Below are 16,684 nucleotides of genomic sequence, written 5' to 3' on the forward strand. Positions count from 1 at the left end.
GGCCGGCTCCCGGTGCCCGACGGTGCGTCCCGGCACGTTTGTCCCCGGCCAGGGCGGGAACGGCACCCGTCATGACGAAACCTCGTGTGGTGATCGTGGGGGCCGGATTCGCCGGTTACCACGCGGCGAAGACGTTGAGCCGGACCGCCCGCAACAAGGCCGAGATCGTGCTGCTGAACTCGACCGACTACTTCCTCTACCTGCCGCTGCTGCCCGAGGTGGCCGCCGGCGTGGTCGAACCCGGGCGGCTCAGCGTGCCGCTCAGCGGCACCCTCGACGGGGTGCGGGTGGTCGTCGGCGAGGCCGACCGGGTCGACCTGCAGAACCGCTGGGTCGGCTACCGGATGCCGGAGGGCGACGGCGGCCGGCTCGCGTACGACCGGCTGGTGCTCGCCGTCGGCAGCGTCAACAAGCTGCTGCCCATCCCCGGCGTGACCGAGTACGCCCACGGGTTCCGCGGCCTGCCCGAGGCGCTCTACCTGCACGACCACGTGGTCCGCCAGATCGAGCTGGCGGAGCTGACCGACGACCCCGCCGAGCAGCGGGCGCGCACCACGTTCGTGGTCGTCGGCGCCGGCTACACCGGCACGGAGGTCGCCGCCCACGGGCAGTTGTTCACCGACCGGCTGGTCGCCCAGCGGCCGCACCTCGACGTCCGGCCCCGCTGGATGCTGCTCGACGTGGCCCCCCGGGTGCTGCCGGAGCTCGACGAGCGGATGTCCCGCACCGCCGACCGGGTGCTGCGGCGGCGCGGCGTCGACGTGCGAATGGGCGTCTCCGTGTCGGAGGCCACCCCCGACGGGGTGATGCTCACCGACGGGGAGTACGTGCCCACGTGCAGCCTCGTTTGGTGCGTCGGCGTGCGCCCCGACCCGTTCGTCGCCGAGCTGGGCCTGCGTACCGAGAAGGGCCGGCTCGTGGTGGACGAGTACCTCACCGTGCCCGGCTTCCCCGAGGTGTACGCCTGCGGGGACGCGGCGGCGGTGCCCGACCTGACGCAGCCCGGGAAGATCTGCACGATGACGGCCCAGCACGCCCAGCGGCAGGGCAGGCTGGTGGCCCACAACATCGCGGCCTCCTACGGGCAGGGCCGGCGTCGCCCGTACAAGCATCACGACCTGGGCTGGGTGGTCGACCTCGGCGGCAGGGACGCGGCGGCGAACCCGCTGAAGGTCTCGCTGGCCGGCCTGCCGGCCAAGGCCGTCACCCGGGGCTACCACCTGCTGGCGATGCCGGGCAACCGGGCCCGGGTCGGGGCGGACTGGCTGCTCGACGCCGCCCTGCCCCGCCCGGCGGTGCAGCTCGGCCTGGTGCCGGCCAACGCGGTGCCGCTGGAGAGCTCGTCGCCGGAGGTTCCGGCCTACCGCCGCTGACGGACCGCCCGCGCCCGTTCGCGCCGCGCCCGTTCGCCGGCGGCCGGGCGCGGGCTCGGCCGTGAGAAGGGGCCCCTTCTCTACCGAAAGCGTTAACAAGGGGCCCTTCCTTGCACCCACCCCTGCTTGCACCTAACCCCGGCGCGGGGCGAACTCGCGCAGCAGCACCTGCCCCACGCCGACGACGGGGATGGCCAGCAGCGCGCCGGCCAGCCCGGCCAGCTCCGCCGCGAACAGCACGCTGACCAGGACGGTGAGCGGGTTCAACCGGACCGCCCGCGACATGATCAGCGGTTGCAGCAGGTGGTTCTCCACCTGCTGGTAGACCACGAAGAAGACCAGCACCACGATGCCGGCGGTGGGGGAGTGCAGGAAGCCGGCGCCCCCGGCGAGGACGGCGCCGATGGTCGCGCCCACCAGCGGCACCAGGTCGGCGACCGCCACCAGCAGCGCGATCACCCCGGCGAACGGCACCCCGGTCAGGACGAGCACCAGGAACGTCAACGCCCCGCAGATCACGCTGATCAGCAGGTTCCCGCTCAGGTAGCCGGTGACCACCCGGGAGACGCCCCAACCGACCCGGCGCGCCCGCGACGCGGGCCCGTCGCCGAGCCACCCCAGCCCCGCCGAGATCATCTTCGGGGCCTCCAGCACCATCAGGTACGCCAGCACGACCACGGTGACCAGCCCGGCGAGGGTCTCCAGCACGCTGCGGACCAGCCCCACCGTGGGATCGCGCAGCCGGTTGCCGTACTGCTGCACCTGCGCCGAGTGGCCCACCACGTACTGCCGCAGCCGCAGCCGTTCGAGCGCCTCGCCGAACGGCCCCCGGCCGGCCCGGGTCTCCCGCAGCACGTCCGGCGCCCGGTCGGCCGCGCGCCCCAGCTCGTCCAGCAGCGGCAGGACGATTCCCGCCACCAGCGCGGCGAGCAGGCCGAACGCGGCCACGAAGACCAGCAGCGTGGCCACCGTGCGACGGCGTACGAGGCGGCGCTGCAGGGCGTCGACGGGCGGTTTCAGCGCGATGGCGAAGAAGACGGCGACGACCGTCCAGGTCAGCACCCGCCGGGTGGCCCAGGCCAGGGCCAGCACGACCAGGGTCGCCAGCACCAGGCCGATGACGATGGCCGCCCGCCGGGCGGTCGCCCGGTCCTCGGCGTTCCTCATCGGGCGCGGCTACCCCGGCCGGCGCTCCGGAAACCCGGACCCGGCGTCCGCTTCGCACCGTGCTGCCCCGTTCCGCCCGGCAGCCCTTGCCCGCCACCCGGGTCTCGGTCACCCGACGCCGAGGGACGTGTCCGTGCCCGGACGCGCCCCGGCGACGAACCGGTCGAGGGCCGCGCCGTGCAGCACCTGCCCCGGCACCGGGTCGCGGGCCGCGCGCGTCGCCAGCCGGCCCACCGGCAGCCGGCCCGGCCGGCGCGCGGCGGCGAGCACCAGGTTCCCGTAGCGCCGCCCGCGCAGCATCCGCCGGTCGGCGAGCAGGCAGACGTCGGCGAACGCGGCCCGCAGGGTGGCCACCCGGGCGCGGGTGAACACCAGCGGCGGCAGGTCGGTGACGTTGACCAGGAGGATCCCGTCGGGGCGCAGCACCCGGGCGGCCTCGGCGGCGAACTCGACGCTGGCCACGTGCCCCGGCATCCGGGCGGCCCGGTAGACGTCGGTGAGGACCAGGTCGTACGCCTGCGCCGGGGCCGCCTGCACCGCCGCGCGGGCGTCGGCGACGTCGACGCGTACCCCCGGCGGTGGCGCGGGAAGTTCCCGGCGGACCAGCTCGACGACGGCCGGATCGCGCTCCACCACCAGCTGGGCCGAGCCGGGCCGGGTCGCCCCGACGTAGCGGGGCAGGGTCAGCGCGCCCCCGCCGAGGTGCAGCGCGTCGACCGGTGCGCCGGGCGGCGCGGCGAGATCGACCACGGCGGCCATCCGGCGGACGTACTCGAAGTGCAGGTGGCGGGGGTCGGCGACGTCGACGTAGGACTGGGCGACGCCCCCGGCGAGCAGGGTGCGCCCGGTGCGGCGGGCCGGGTCGGTCACGAGTTGCGGCCCGTCGGCGGCGGAGTGCATCCCGGCACCGTAGCCGGCGGGCACACCGGCACCGAAGCCGCCGGCCGGGCCGGCGGGCGCGAGGGCCCGCCGGCCCGCGCGCTCAACCGCCGGCCGTCGGGCCGAGCAGGTCGCGCAGCCCGTCCGGTACGTGCAGCGCGGCGACGAGGTCGCCGTCGTGGTCGGCCAGCGCGGCGAGCGTCGCCTCCGCCTGCCGCCGGGCCTGTTCCGGGGTACGCCCGCTGATCCGGGCGACCTCGCCGACGAAGCCCGGCAGGTCCCGGTGGCGTTCGATGCCGTCGACGGGCACCACGTCGTGCAGCTTCACGGGCACCGCCTGGAGCAGCCGCTCCCGCGCCCCCTGGTCCAGCGCCCAGGCCAGGGCGAGCACCGTCGCCTCGGCCGCGACCTTCGCCGTGTCGAAGTCGACACCTGCCCGACGGCCCACGTCGTCGACCAGCTCCCGGTAGCCGATCCCGGTCGTCGCCGGCGTCGCGCCGGGGCCACGCTCGGTCCGCGGCGTCGCGCCGGGGCCACGCTCGGGCCGGGGCCGAGTGGTGGGCGGCGGCGCGGGACCGCCCCGGGTGCTGTCCGGCTTGTGCCGTCCCGCCGGCGGCGGCCCGGCCCTCTTGCCCTGGTCAAGGTGGGTGAGCTGCTTGGAGGCGCTCAGGCTCGCACCGGTCTCGCTGGCCTGGCGGCCGCGCTCCCGGGCCTGACGTGCGAGTGCCCGGCGGCGCTGGTTGTCCCCCTCCATCTGCTTGCGCATGACACACCTCGCTCCTTCTCCGGTCCGCTGTCTCCGTCTCCTGTCTCGGCGGTCGCGTTCCCGGCCCGGTCGGACCCGAAACGGCCCCGGAACCGCCAGCTCCGGGCAGCGGTGGATACGGAACCCAGGGGCGGCGAAACCGGGCGGCGCGCGGACCGCCCCACACGCCGGCTCCGCCCCCTTGTGGCCCACATGCCGATCGATTCGGCCTCAGGCGGTGACGCATCGTGTCCGCAGGGTGGTCACGCCGGGCCCGGTGAGGTCGTCGCAGTACGCGGCCCGGCCGGCCATCGCCATGGTCAACGCCAGCGTGGTGCCGCTGACCAGCGGCCCGGTACCGGTGGCGAAGGGCCCGTCGGTCGCCTCGACCCGCAGCCCTTCGATGGCGCTGCGCCCGGCGACGGTGAAGTCCCGTCGGGCGTAACACCGGGCGACGGGTGTGACGGCCTCGACCCGCGGCGTACGGTCGAGGCCGAGGGGACGCCGGATGTCCTGGGCGTGCACGATCACCTCACCGAGCCACGCCTGCGTCGGGCCGAAGGTGGACGTGGTGCTGTCGACGACCCGCCGGAACCGCGCCAGGGTCTCGGCCGGGCCGGCGCCCCGGTGCTCGGCCAGGCGTCGGTCGTTGTGCCGATCGAAGTCGAACCGGGCGCCCAGCACACTGGCCACCCAGCGTGCCCGGCCGACGCTCGCCGCTGCCGTGAGGTGGGCGACCACCTCCTCCACCGTCCATCGATCGCACAGCGACCGGGAGGCCCACTGCGCCGCGTCGAGCGCGGCGAGATCGTCGGCGAGCGCGGCACGCTCGGCGTGCGCGAGGGCCCACAGGGCCTCTCGGGCCAGGGTGTCAGACATGGAACCTCCGGGATCACGGGCCAGTCGGCTTCAGGGAAGACTCCGCGCCGATGCCAAACTGATCGCGACCGCCCTGCCTCGTGCCTGTCCCGCCTCGCCCGGCCCCGGTGATCAAGAAAGTGCGTCAGCCCGTGCCGCTCGCGGCGTCGGCGGCGGCTGACGAGCCATGCCCGGTGGCGAGCACCTCGGCGAGGCCCGTGCGGTCGAGCAGCTGTTGCAGCTGGCCGCTCGTGCCGGTCAACCGGACCGGCCCGGTGCCGTTGCGGTGGATCACCACGAGCGCGCTCAGGCCGGAGGAGTCGCAGAGGGTGATCCCGCCGAGGTCGATCTCCAGCTCGGCGCAGCCGTCGCGGCGCACCCCCTCGGCGGCCTCCACCAGCTCCGGCGCGGTGTCGTAGTCCAGCTCGCCGGCCAGCCGAAGCCGGGCGCGCCCGGCGGCGAGCCGGCTCACCTCGATGGTCAACAGCGGGGCTGGCATGTCTCCATGTTCCCAGCCTACGGTGATCGACAAACGCCGGGGGGTTTCAGGCGGACGCCGCCGACCGGTGCGCACCGGACGCTCCGGCGGACTGCTCGCCGCCGGGCAGCGGGCGGGCGAGCAGCCCGGTGACGCCGGTCATGTCGAGGATGGTCGCCAGGAAGCGGGGCGTCGAGCGCAGCCGCAGGATGGTGCCGCTCTGCTGCCCCTCCCGCCAGGCGTGCACGATCACCGACAGCCCGGTGCTGTCGATGAACTGCAGGTCGGCGAAGTCGAGCACGAGCACCGGCGGACGCTCGGCGAGCTGCCGGTCCACCTCGTGCCGCAGCGGCGCGGCGGTGGTGAAGGCGAGGTCACCGCCGACCCGGATGAGGGGCGCGCCGGGATCGCTCGCATCGACGGACATGGTCAGCGGGGTCGCCTCGGGTTTCCTCCCCTGGGGTGCCACGATCACGCCTTTCCGCAGGGCTGCCGGTCGGGGCAGGTTCGTCTCGGATCGTAACAATCCCCGGCCGATGCCGCCTGTCGAGAGCGATTCGGCAGCTCAGGGCAGCGTGGGGTGGCGGTGCCGGCGGACCGGCGTAGGGTGGGGTGAGGAGATTGGACCACATACGCCGTTTCCGGCAGCCCGCGGGTGTCGGCCGGGTGTCGAGAGGGAGTGGGGCTCAGCTGGTGACTGCTGCCGACGTCAGGGACTGGGACCCGGGCGACGGACGGATCTCCACGCCGAGTGCCGCCCGGGCTCCGGCTTGGTCCGCCGACGTTCCGGTGCGTCCGCCCGCCGCGCTGCCGCCCCTGGCCCCCGACCGGGGGCCGCCCGCGCCCGACTGGGCGGAGGTCGTCGAGCACTTCCGCGAGGGCCTGATCGTCTGCGACGCCGACGGCGTGGTGCGCCAGCTGAGCCCGGTCGCCGAGCGGCTGCTGCCCGAGGTGACCGTCGGCGAGCTGCTCGCCGCGTCCGGGGTGGCGGGCCTGCGTACGCCGCCGGTCGGTGGCGAGTTCGGCCACCGGGGCCGCCGGCTGCGCGTCCGCGAGGTGCCGCTGTCCGCCGCCCGGAGCTGCCACTACGTCGAGGACGTCACCGAGAGCGTCACCCGGGCCGACGCGCTGCTGGCCGAGCGGGCCCGCTCGGCCTTCCTGGCCGTGGTGGGGGAGAAGCTCGGCAACCCGCTGCACCCCGACCGGGCGGCCGCGGCCGTGGTCCGGCTCGCCGTGCCGGCCATCGCCGAGGTGGCCGTGCTGGTGCTCGCCCCGCGCTCCGGCCGGGCCCGCTGGTGGCGGGCCGCCCGGACCGACGACGAGACGCCGAGCGTGGACAGCGGCGTGCTCGACGCCGTCGACCTGCCGGCGGCCATCGACGAGGGGCTCGCCGGCGGCGAGCCGCACACGCTGGACTGGCTGGTCGAGCAGGCGGTCGAGGCGGGCTGGCTGCCCGGCCTGGACGCCGTCGACGTGAGCGTGCGCGTGGTGCCGCTGCCCGGCCGGGACCTGCCGGCGGGCGCGCTGCTCGTCGCCCGGCGCTCGGCCCGCTACTACGACGAGGCCGACGTCGACCTGGTCCGCGCGTTCGCGGCCCGGGCGGGCGCGGCGCTCACCACCGCCGTGCTCTACCGCGACCAGGCCGAGGTCGCCGACACCCTCCAGGCCAGCCTGCTGCCGGTGGAGCCGGCCGAGGTGCCCGGCGTGCAGTGGGGCACGGCCTACCGGCCGGCGCAGGCGGGGCTGCGCATCGGCGGCGACTTCTACGGTTCACACCGGCTGCCCGACGGCGGCGCGGTGTTCTTCCTCGGCGACGTCTCCGGCAAGGGCGTCGAGGCGGCCGTCTTCACCGGCCAGCTGCGCCAGTGCCTACAGGCGCTGCACCGGGTGGAGTCGCACCCCGCCCGGCTGCTGCGGCTGCTCAACGACGCGCTCCTGGAGACCACCCTGGCGCACGGGCAGGGCCGCTTCGCGACCATGGTGCTCGGGGTGGTGCGCCCCCGGCGCGACGGCGGCCTGACCCTGGCCATGTCCGGCGGCGGCCACCTGCCGCCGCTGGTGCTGCGCTCCTCCGGCGAGGTGGAGACGGTCGCCCTGAGGGGCATGTTGATCGGGGTGGTGCCCGACCCGCGCATCGGGGAGGTGACCGTCGAGCTGGCGCCGGGCGAGACGTGCCTGCTCTACAGCGACGGGGTGACCGAGGCCCGGGGCGGCCGGCGCGGCGACGAGCAGTTCGGCGCCGACCGGCTGCTGCACGCGCTCGGCGGCTGCCACCGGATGCCCGCCCCGGCCCTGGCCGAACGCGTGGAGCAGGTGACCTGCGACTGGCTGGCCCACGGCGACCACGACGACATAGCGGTGCTCGCGCTGCGGGCGACCGGGCCGCAGAGCCGCCCGGCCCGGCACCTGCACGCGGTGCCGACGCTGCCTGAGACCACCCGCCCACGCCCCTGAGCGCCCCGCCGCCCCGGCCGCATCGTCACCTCGCCCGACCGCCCCCGCCCCACCGCCGCCCCGGCCCACCGCCCCCGCCCGACCGCCATCCAGCCCGCCGGCCAGCCGACCGAAGGAGAGCACCGCGTGACCGTCCCCGCCGCCGTCGGCTCTCCGGCCGACGCCTGTCCCGGCTTCCTGCTGGCGTTGGAGTCCGCCGACGAGTACGCGGCGATCGAGACCGCCCTCGGGCTGGTCGACGCCGGGGTGCCGGCCGAACGGGTGCTGCTGGAGCTGGTGGCGCCCGCGCAGGTCGAGGTGGGCCTGCGGTGGGCGAGCAACGCGTGGAGCGTCGCCCAGGAGCACGCGGCCACCCACATCAGCGAGCGGGTGGTGGCGGCCGTCGCGGCCCGGGTCGACCCGCGTCCCACCCGGGGCCGGATCGTGGTGGCCTGTATGGACGGCGAGTGGCACTCCCTGCCGCCCCGGCTGGTCGCCGAGGTGCTGCGGCTGCGCGGCTGGCAGGTCACGTTCCTCGGGGCCAGCGTCCCGGCGGCGCACCTGGTGTCGTACCTGCACCGGCACGACGCGCACGCCGTGGCGTTGGCCTGCGCGTTGCCGATGCGGCTGCCGCACGCGCACCGCATGGTCGAGGCGTGCCGCCGCTCCGACGTGCCGGTGGTGGTCGGCGGGCGCGGCTTCGGCGGGGACGGGCGGTGGGCCCGCCGGCTCGGGGTGGCGTGGGCGCCCGACGCGCCGGGGGCCGCCGACCTGGTCGCCGACGAGCGGGCCCTGCGCCGGGTCCCCCCGGCCGACCTGGCCCACCTCGCCGACGACGAGTACCCGAGCCTCGTCAAGCGGCGGGCCGCGCTGATCGACAGCGCCCTGGCCGACCTGCGTGCGGGGCGGGTGCCGGGGGTACGCGAGTACGACGCGGTCCAGCTCGACTCGACCGTCAGCGACCTCGGCCACATCGTGGACTTCCTCGCCGCCGCCGTCTTCGTCGACGACGGCACGCTGTTCACCGAGTTCGTCGAGTGGCTGACCGGCATCCTGGTCAGTCGGGGGGTGCCCGCCGGGGCGATCGCCCTCACCCTCGGCCACTTCGCGGGTGCGCTGCGGGACTTCCCGCGCGCGGCGGGATTCCTGGGCGCCGGGCTGACGCTGCTCGACCAGCGGGCCGGGGCCTCGGCGCGGTGACCACGGCCTGCCGGGGTCCGGCGCAACCCTGCTTATACTTGCTCCACTGCAAGCATTCGGCTGCGGTGAAGCGAGAGGGACCACGTTGACGTTCACCGTCACGTACGCCCAGCGGGACGGCGGCGGGGCGTTCCTGCGACTCGCCGGCGAGCTCGACATGAGCACCGCGCCGGAGCTCACGGCGGTGCTCGACCGGCTCACCGAGCAGGGGGAACGGCACCTGTTGGTCGACCTCGCCGAGCTGACCTTCTGCGACTCCACCGGCATCGCCGCCTTCGTCCGGGGCGACAACCGGGCCACCGCCCGGGGCGGGTGGTTGCGGGTCACCGGCGCGACCGGCCGGGTCGAGCGGGTGCTGCGGTTGACAGGGCTGGCGGAGGTGCTGGGCTACCCTCCCGACACGGGCCACCCGACGGCGCGGTCCGCTCCGTGATGGGCTAGATTTCCCCGCCAGCAGGCGATCGCGAGGTCGCCGTCCGTGTCAATCCGAGGCAGGTTCCCATGGCTGGAAGCACCCCCGGCCCCGTCCGTATCCTCGTGGTCGACGACGACCCGGGCGACGTCCTGATGATCGAGGAGGCCCTCGCCGACTCCGACGTCGACAAGGTGATCGACGTGGTCAGCGACGGCCAGGAGGCGATGGAGTTCCTGCGTCGGACCGGCCGGCACACCGAGGCCCACCGGCCGGACGTGATCCTGCTCGACCTGAACATGCCCCGGATGGACGGGCGGCAGGTGCTCGGCGAGGTCAAGCAGGACGACGACCTGCGGACCATCCCGATCGTGGTGCTCACCACCTCCAACGCCGACACCGACATCGTGGGCAGCTACACCCTCCAGGCCAACGCGTACGTGACCAAGCCGATCGACCTGGACGACTTCAACGACGTGGTGCGCCGCATCGACGAGTTCTTCGGCCGTGTCGTGGTGCTGCCCAAGCGGGTCTGACGGCCCGCGCCCCGGGCTGACGCCCCACCCCGCACCCCCGGGCCGACGCCCGCTCGGGGCGTCGCCGCTCGGATGCTGAACATTTTTCCCGAACGCCCGCGTCGCCCGCCCGCGCCGCCGAGGATCTCAGGTGGGGAAGAAACACCGGCGGCCTGGGGGGCGACAGCATGAGGTTCTCCGTCGTGGAGTTCGGCTACGACCGGCGGCAGGTCGACGCCTGTCTCGATCAGCTCGCGGTCCGGTTGAGCCGGCTGGCGGCGTGCGCGGAGGGCGCGGCGGGGGCGGGCCGGGACTGGGACCGGTTCCGGGACGAGGCGACCCGCCTGTGCGAGCTGGTCGAGCATCGGCCCGAGCTGGCCGCCGGGGCCGACGGCGCGCGGGCGGCGCTGGGCGACGTCGAGCGGGAGGCCGCCGAGATCCTGGCGCAGGCCCGGTTCGAGCTGGACGCGGCCCGCGAGGAGGCCCGGCGCGTGCGCGAGCAGGTGTATGCCGATGCGCTGAGCGCCCGCCGGGACTTCGAGGCGGCCCTGGCCGCGCGCCGTCGCCGCGAGGCCCGGGTGGACGGGATCCTCGCCGGGCCGGTCGTGGCGGCGGACACGCCCACGGCCGCGGCGGCGGTGCCGAGCGCCGGGGTGCCGACGACCCGGGTCGCCGCCGGCCTCGACGTCGAGCCCCCGGGCGACTGGGGCAGCCGGGTCGCCTGAGCCGGCTCAGGTCAGCGCCGCCACGACCGTGGTGGCCCGCTCCTCGTGCTGCGCGTACGCGTCGGGGAAGGCCGAGATCTGCACGGCCTGGGCGGCGGCGGTCACGCTCATCTCCTCCCAGCCGGGCACCTCCAGCAGTGCCTCGTAGAAGGCGCGGGCCGCGTACGCGGGGCGCATCAGGTCCCGCACGGTGCCCCAGCCGCTGCTCGGGCGCTGCTGGAACAGCCCGACCGAGTCGTGGTCGGAGCCGCTGCCCTGGTGCGGGTAGTTCGCGGACTCGGGGAGCACGTCGCTGGCCAGGTTGTGCAGGTTGCTCTCCTGCATGGCGGTGGCCACCGCGACGACGAGGCCCCGGCGGGGCAGCTTCATGTCCCGGCCCACGTCGACGATGGTCTTCGCGTTGTCCATCTGGAGCTGGTTGAGCCCGGCGACGGGCCGGGGGCGCGCCGGCCTGACGGGCTTCGGCTTCGGCTTGCGGGTGGCGCTCGGGCTGGGCTTCGCCGTCGGGCTGGGCGGGACGGTCACCGGGGCCGCCGGGGAGCGGTCGAGGGAGCGGGAGGCGCGCTGCTCGGCCTCGGCGGCGGCCGCGGCCCGGTCGGCGAGGGCGTCCTGGACCGGCTCCGCGGGGTCGTCGGCCTGGCGGGCCCCGGCGAACGCGGCGACGCCGAGGCAGCAGCTCACCCCGGTGACCAGCGCCGCACGCACCGGCGTGGACCTCAGCAGCGTGCGCCGGGGCGGCTCGGGACGCCGGTGCCGGCCCGCCACCCGTTCGGTGGGGGCGGTGTCGGCCGGTCGGCCACCCGGTCGGTCGTGGGCCTGCTGCGGTTCGGCGAAGTCGTAGGGACGCACCCGCCGAGGCTAGATAGTCGACCGCGCCCTGCCACCGGGGTGGTTGGTGGCATGCGTCACATTTTGCGGTTCTCCACTCGGACGAGCACGCCGAGAAGGTCCGAAACCCGGATAGACACCGCCAATGGCTTATTTGCGGTATTACCGATTCAGTGCAGGGAAAGGGATGGGGTCGGCGGGTGTGCCGCGCGGTCGCCTGGCGACGCCCGGCTCGGGCGTTCGGGCGATGGGCCGATGCCCGACCGGGCGAGTCCACCCGGGGCGACCGGCGCGGCACCCGGCGTTCGCGCCCGTGGTCAGCCGCGCCCGTTGTCGGCGGGCGTGACCGTCAGCCGGTGCCGGCTGTTGTCGCCACTGGAGAACGGCCACAACCGGTCGGCGTACGCGACCAGCTCGGCGAGCTGCTGCCGGCTCAGCCCGGCGGAGGAGATCGAGGCGTGCACGTCGGCGCGGTAGCGCCCGTCGTCGTCGCGCCCCAGCCTCGCCTCCGCGCGCACCTGCACCGTGTGCGCCTCGTCGGTGATCTGCCCGGCCGCCTCCACCGCGGCGTGGTGCAGGCAGGACGCGAACGCCGCCGCCAGCAGCTGCTCCGGCGTCAGCCCCGTGCAGTGCGGCGCCAGCGGGGAGGCCAGCGCGGTGGACAGCCCGCCGTCGTCGGTGCGGACGTGGCCGCCCTCGGCGGTGGCGGTGGCCTCGTGCAGCCAGGAACTCGGATCCGGCATGACGTCCCCCCTCAGTCACCCGCCCGGCTACCCGACGCGCGTCCGGCGAAACCGGGGCGCCCGCCCACCGTCGCCGCCTGGGTCGCCTCGGCCGCCGCCTCCCGGGTCCACGGGGACACCCCGGCGTCGCCGCGCTGCCTCGGCGGGACCGTGGCGAGCATCGGCACGTACACCCGGGCGTCGACCGCCTCGGCCAGCAGCAGCGCCGCCATCAGGCTGCTCGGCCGCCGCGCCGGATCGTCGGCCATCAGCTGCCGGCACAGCCCGGCCACCTCCGCCGGCAGGCCGTCGATCGGCGGCAGCGGCTCGGCCGGTCGCCGGCGGCGCGCCCCCAGCAGCTCGCTGGTGCTGTCGGCCGGGTACGGCAGCCGCCCGGCGAGGCAGTAGTGCAGCAGCACCCCGAGGGCGTACATGTCGGCGGCCGGGGTGGCCGGCTGCCGGTCGAGCTGCTCGGGAGCCAGGTAGGCGGGGGTGCCCACCACGATGCCGGCCGGCGTCTCGTCCGGCGCGCCGGCCGGGGTGGCGATGCCGAAGTCCAGGACCTTCACCCCGCACGGGGTGAGGATGACGTTGGCCGGCTTCACGTCCCGGTGGACGATCCCGTGCGCGTGGGCGGCGGCCAGCGCCGCGGCGATCTCGGCGCAGACGCGGACCGCGATGCGCCAGTCCAGCGGCCCGGCGCGCAGGTGCGCCGCCAGGGTCTCGCCCTCGGCCAGCTCCATCACGATGTACGGCGCCGGCCGGCCCAACAGGGCCGGGGCCGTGCCGAAGTCGTGCACGCTGGCCACGTTCGGGTGCACCAGCCGGGCCGCCGAGCGGGCCTCGGCCCGGATCCGCTCGACCGGGACCTCGTCGTGCCCGGGGGAGATGAGCTTCACCGCGACCGGCCGGTCCAGCACGGCGTCGTGGGCCCGCCACACCTCGGACATCCCGCCGACGCCGATGCGCTGTTCGAGCTGGTACCGCCCGTCCAGCGTCCTCATCGACCGCTCCTCGTCGCTCGCCCGACGCCGCCCGTCGCCGGCGGCGCTGCCTGCCCCGATACCCGGCTCCCGAGCTGGGCAAACCGCCGGGGGTGTCGCCCCGGCGGGAACCGCCCCGGCCGCCGGCCGCCCCGTCAACGGACCAGGACCGCCGTCGCGCGGCCCGGCGTCGGGTAGGCGGCACCGTCGCCGATCCGCTCGGCGAGCCAGTCCGGGCCGTGCGGGCCGTGGGCGAGCGCCCCGACGGCGAGCGTCGCGGCGCGGACCGCGTCCGGGGCGACCACCGTGACCGACGCCCACGGCGAGACCGGCGGCGCGCCCGTGCGGGGGTCCAGCACGCCACCGTCGACCCGCACGTCGGCCGTGGCCAGGCCACCGCCGGTGAGCGCGACGATCCGCCCGCCGGTGGCGACCGGCCAGCCGTCCGCCGGGGCGGGGCCGGCGACGGCGACCCGGTTCCCGACGCCGACCAGCACCCCCGCGCCGGTGCGGGCCGCGACCCGGTGCGCGGAGCGCCGCGCGAGCTGGGCGGTCGCCGTGGCGGCCAGGCCCAGCGGCAGGGTCGGCGGCAGGGCCAGCAGGTCCCCGGCGAGCGTCACCGCCCGCCAGTTCGCCACCGGGGGCGGCCCGGCCGGCGCGCCGCCACCGCAGGCGGGCACCAGCCCCGGCGAGGGTCGGCGGCGCAGCCGGGCCGCCTCGACCGTGGGGTCCACCGCCCCGTCGCTGGCCTCGGCCGCGTCGAGCGCGACGCCGACGAGGTCCCGCAGCAGCGGGCCGACCGGCACCGGCCGGCCGGCGGCCCGCAGCGCCCGGCCCAGCGCGGCCTCGCCGCGACGCAGGCCGGCCAGCAGCAGTGTCAGCTCCCGGCGGGCCGCCGGCAGCGCGTGCCGGTCGGTCGCCGCCACCCGCACCGGCCGTCCCCGGTGCGTCCAGCGGCTCTCCCAGGTGTGGCCCGGTTCCCTGTCCATGCCGAGCAGCCTGCCGACCCTGGCTGGACCGGGGTTGGGGCGCCGCTGTGCCCGTGCTGTGCGCCGGCGGGCCCCGATCGGGCCCCGGCCGAGTCGCACAGCTGCTACACAGGATCTGCTGGGGTGGGGCACAGCGGGCGTGCCCACGATGGGGGGCATGGTCATGGAGGGGCAGGCCGCGCAGGGCCGCATCGAGCTGCGCCGACCGGACGGCGAACCCGTCCGGGTGCTGGTGGTCGACGACGAGCCCACGCTCACCGACCTGCTCTCCATGGCCCTGCGCTACGAGGGCTGGCAGGTCCGCACCGCCGGCAACGGGATGGCGGCGCTGAGCACCGCCCGCCAGTTCCAACCCGACGCGGTGGTGCTCGACGTGATGCTGCCCGACCTCGACGGCTTCCAGGTGCTGCGCCGGCTGCGCGAGCACACCCCGACCGTGCCGGTGCTCTTCCTCACCGCCCGCGACGCGGTGGAGGAGCGCATCGCCGGGCTCACCGTCGGCGGCGACGACTACGTCACCAAGCCGTTCAGCCTGGAGGAGGTGATCGCCCGCCTGCGGGCGCTGCTGCGCCGCTCGGGCTTCGCGATCGCCACCCGGGAGGACGCCGTGCTGACCGTCGGCGACCTCAGCCTCGACGAGGACAGCCACGAGGTGCGCCGCGGCGACCAGTTGATCACCCTCACGGCCACCGAGTTCGAGCTGCTGCGCTACCTCATGCGCAACCCCCGCCGGGTGCTGAGCAAGGCGCAGATCCTCGACCACGTCTGGAACTACGACTTCGGCGGGCAGGCCAACGTCGTCGAGCTCTACATCTCGTACCTGCGGAAGAAGATCGACGTCGGGCGGGCGCCGATGATCCACACGCTGCGCGGCGCGGGGTATGTCCTCAAACCCGCGGACTGACCGGGCGCGCCGCTGGCTGGCCGGCTGGTCCCTGCGCACCCGGCTGGTGGTGACCGTGGTGGCGCTGCTCGCCTTCGTCAGCGTCGGCATCGGCGCGCTGACCACGGTGGCGCTGCACCACTTCCTGATCGCCCAGGTCGACGACCAGCTCACCTTCGACCAGCGTCGGCGCGGCGGGGACCGGCCACCGTGGTTCACCAACCCGCCCCCGTCGTCGCAGCGTCCCGTCGAGCTGCCGCCCGGCCTCCCGGACGGCTCGATCGCCGCCCGGGTCGTCGACGGCCGCATCCAGTCGGCGAGCACCCGCACCGTGGCCGGCGCGACCGAGCAGCTCGCCACCGACGCGGCCGCCCCGCTGGCCGGGCTCACGCCCGACGGCCGCCCCCGCACCGTCGACCTCGGCGAGCGGGGTGACTACCGGGCGATGGCCCGCCAGTACGTCGACGGGCAGACCCTGGTCTTCGCCCTGCCGCTGGCGGGCGTCGAGGAGACGGTCTGGTGGATGGTGCTGGCCCAGGCCGGCGTCGCCGCCGCCGGCCTGCTCGTCGCCGGCAGCCTCGGCGCGCTCATCGTCCAGGCCACCCTGCGCCCGCTGCGCCGGGTCGCCGCCACCGCCACCCGCGTCACCGAGCTGCCCCTGGACCGGGGCGAGGTGGCCCTGTCGGTGCGGGTGCCGGCCGCCGACACCGACCCGCGCACCGAGGTCGGCCAGGTCGGCGGCGCGCTCAACCGGATGCTCGGGCACGTCGCCGCCGCGCTCGCCGCCCGGCAGGCCAGCGAGACGCGGGTACGCCAGTTCGTCGCCGACGCCAGCCACGAGCTGCGCACCCCCCTCGCCGCCATCCGGGGCTACGCCGAGGTCGCCCGCCGGGGCCGCGACCGCGTCCCGCCGGACGTGGCGCACGCGCTGCGCCGGGTCGAGTCGGAGAGCACCCGGATGACCAGCCTCGTCGACGACCTGCTGCTGCTGGCCCGGCTCGACTCCGGCCGGCCCCTCGCCGTCGAGCCGGTGGACCTGACCGTCCTCGTCGTCGACGCGGTCAGCGACGCCCACGTCGCCGGCCCCGAGCACCGCTGGCAGCTCGACCTGCCCGAGGCGGAGCTGCTGGTGCCGGGCGACGCCGCCCGGCTGCACCAGGTGGTGGCGAACCTGCTGGCCAACGCCCGGGTGCACACCCCGCCCGGCACGACCGTCACCGCCCGGCTCGCCGCCGAGCCCGACGGGGTCGCGCTCACCGTCACCGACGACGGCCCCGGCATCCCGCCCGAACTGCAGGGCGAGGTCTTCGAACGCTTCGCCCGGGGCGACAGCTCCCGCTCGCGCGCCCACGGCAGCACCGGCCTGGGGCTGGCCATCGTGGCCGCCGTGGTGGACGCCCACCACGGCCGGGTCGAGGTGTCCAGCCGCCCCGGTCGCACGACGTTCACCGTCGTGTTGCCGGCGTTCACGGACCCCACAGCCACCGCATAGGC

General features: G+C 76.0%; 17 protein-coding genes and 1 pseudogene. 8 read left to right on the forward strand and 10 right to left on the reverse strand.

Going from position 1 to position 16,684, the window contains the following annotated elements; genetic code table 11:
* Positions 1-71: 71 nt before the first annotated feature.
* A complete protein-coding gene (locus HDA31_RS11770) occupies positions 72-1,373 on the forward strand; it encodes an NAD(P)/FAD-dependent oxidoreductase (protein WP_074473257.1) in 1,302 nt (433 codons plus the stop codon).
* A 132-nt stretch (positions 1,374-1,505) separates the two neighbouring features.
* On the opposite strand, the gene HDA31_RS11775 is transcribed toward HDA31_RS11770, so the two are convergent.
* From HDA31_RS11775 to HDA31_RS11800, 6 genes and pseudogenes are all read right to left on the reverse strand, one after another.
* Positions 1,506-2,540, reverse strand: coding sequence for an AI-2E family transporter (locus tag HDA31_RS11775; protein ID WP_178065092.1), 1,035 nt, complete (start codon positions 2,538-2,540; stop codon positions 1,506-1,508).
* 108 nt (positions 2,541-2,648) lie between these two features.
* A complete protein-coding gene (locus HDA31_RS11780) occupies positions 2,649-3,440 on the reverse strand; it encodes a spermidine synthase (RefSeq protein ID WP_178065093.1) in 792 nt (263 codons plus the stop codon).
* An 85-nt stretch (positions 3,441-3,525) separates the two neighbouring features.
* Positions 3,526-4,185, reverse strand: a pseudogene (locus tag HDA31_RS11785) (DUF2267 domain-containing protein); the annotation flags it as partial.
* Between the two features lie 210 nt (positions 4,186-4,395).
* On the reverse strand, positions 4,396-5,043 hold the full coding sequence (locus HDA31_RS11790; RefSeq protein ID WP_178065095.1) for a maleylpyruvate isomerase family mycothiol-dependent enzyme: 648 nt from the start codon (positions 5,041-5,043) through the stop codon (positions 4,396-4,398).
* A gap of 124 nt (positions 5,044-5,167) precedes the next feature.
* Positions 5,168-5,521, reverse strand: a complete 354-nt coding sequence (locus HDA31_RS11795; RefSeq protein ID WP_178065096.1) for an STAS domain-containing protein — start codon at positions 5,519-5,521, stop codon at positions 5,168-5,170.
* Between the two features lie 46 nt (positions 5,522-5,567).
* The gene (locus tag HDA31_RS11800) at positions 5,568-5,969 is read right to left on the reverse strand and encodes an STAS domain-containing protein (RefSeq protein WP_246383896.1); all 402 of its coding nucleotides are present in this window, start codon (positions 5,967-5,969) and stop codon (positions 5,568-5,570) included.
* Positions 5,970-6,193: 224 nt separating this feature from the next.
* Between HDA31_RS11800 and HDA31_RS11805 the strand changes: the two genes are divergently transcribed.
* From HDA31_RS11805 to HDA31_RS11825, 5 genes are all read left to right on the forward strand, one after another.
* A complete protein-coding gene (locus HDA31_RS11805) occupies positions 6,194-7,954 on the forward strand; it encodes a PP2C family protein-serine/threonine phosphatase (protein WP_178065097.1) in 1,761 nt (586 codons plus the stop codon).
* Between the two features lie 126 nt (positions 7,955-8,080).
* Positions 8,081-9,133 carry a cobalamin B12-binding domain-containing protein gene (locus tag HDA31_RS11810; RefSeq protein ID WP_178065098.1) on the forward strand — a complete coding sequence of 351 codons (1,053 nt, stop codon included), beginning with the start codon at positions 8,081-8,083 and terminating at the stop codon, positions 9,131-9,133.
* Positions 9,134-9,218: 85 nt separating this feature from the next.
* Positions 9,219-9,566, forward strand: coding sequence for an STAS domain-containing protein (locus tag HDA31_RS11815; RefSeq protein WP_074473270.1), 348 nt, complete (start codon positions 9,219-9,221; stop codon positions 9,564-9,566).
* A gap of 68 nt (positions 9,567-9,634) precedes the next feature.
* Positions 9,635-10,081 carry a response regulator gene (locus tag HDA31_RS11820; protein WP_074473272.1) on the forward strand — a complete coding sequence of 149 codons (447 nt, stop codon included), beginning with the start codon at positions 9,635-9,637 and terminating at the stop codon, positions 10,079-10,081.
* 167 nt (positions 10,082-10,248) lie between these two features.
* Positions 10,249-10,785 carry an ATPase gene (locus HDA31_RS11825; protein ID WP_178065099.1) on the forward strand — a complete coding sequence of 179 codons (537 nt, stop codon included), beginning with the start codon at positions 10,249-10,251 and terminating at the stop codon, positions 10,783-10,785.
* A 6-nt stretch (positions 10,786-10,791) separates the two neighbouring features.
* Here the strand turns inward: HDA31_RS11825 and HDA31_RS11830 are convergent, their stop codons facing one another.
* The 4 genes from HDA31_RS11830 to HDA31_RS11845 form a co-directional block, all read right to left on the reverse strand.
* On the reverse strand, positions 10,792-11,634 hold the full coding sequence (locus HDA31_RS11830; RefSeq protein ID WP_376701379.1) for a hypothetical protein: 843 nt from the start codon (positions 11,632-11,634) through the stop codon (positions 10,792-10,794).
* A 296-nt stretch (positions 11,635-11,930) separates the two neighbouring features.
* Positions 11,931-12,356: an OsmC family protein gene (locus HDA31_RS11835; RefSeq protein ID WP_074473275.1), complete on the reverse strand. Its 426-nt coding sequence runs from the start codon at positions 12,354-12,356 to the stop codon at positions 11,931-11,933.
* A gap of 11 nt (positions 12,357-12,367) precedes the next feature.
* Positions 12,368-13,339, reverse strand: coding sequence for a serine/threonine-protein kinase (locus HDA31_RS11840; RefSeq protein WP_178065100.1), 972 nt, complete (start codon positions 13,337-13,339; stop codon positions 12,368-12,370).
* A 134-nt stretch (positions 13,340-13,473) separates the two neighbouring features.
* Positions 13,474-14,307: an FAD:protein FMN transferase gene (locus HDA31_RS11845; protein WP_178065101.1), complete on the reverse strand. Its 834-nt coding sequence runs from the start codon at positions 14,305-14,307 to the stop codon at positions 13,474-13,476.
* Between the two features lie 163 nt (positions 14,308-14,470).
* Between HDA31_RS11845 and HDA31_RS11850 the strand changes: the two genes are divergently transcribed.
* Positions 14,471-15,211 (forward strand): response regulator transcription factor, encoded by a 741-nt coding sequence (locus HDA31_RS11850; RefSeq protein ID WP_141723685.1) that lies wholly within the window; start codon positions 14,471-14,473, stop codon positions 15,209-15,211.
* Positions 15,189-16,682, forward strand: coding sequence for a sensor histidine kinase (locus HDA31_RS11855; protein ID WP_178065102.1), 1,494 nt, complete (start codon positions 15,189-15,191; stop codon positions 16,680-16,682). Before HDA31_RS11850 ends, HDA31_RS11855 begins: the two co-directional genes overlap by 23 nt.
* Positions 16,683-16,684: the final 2 nt, after the last annotated feature.

Source organism: Micromonospora carbonacea (genome assembly GCF_014205165.1).
Lineage (GTDB): Bacteria > Actinomycetota > Actinomycetes > Mycobacteriales > Micromonosporaceae > Micromonospora > Micromonospora carbonacea.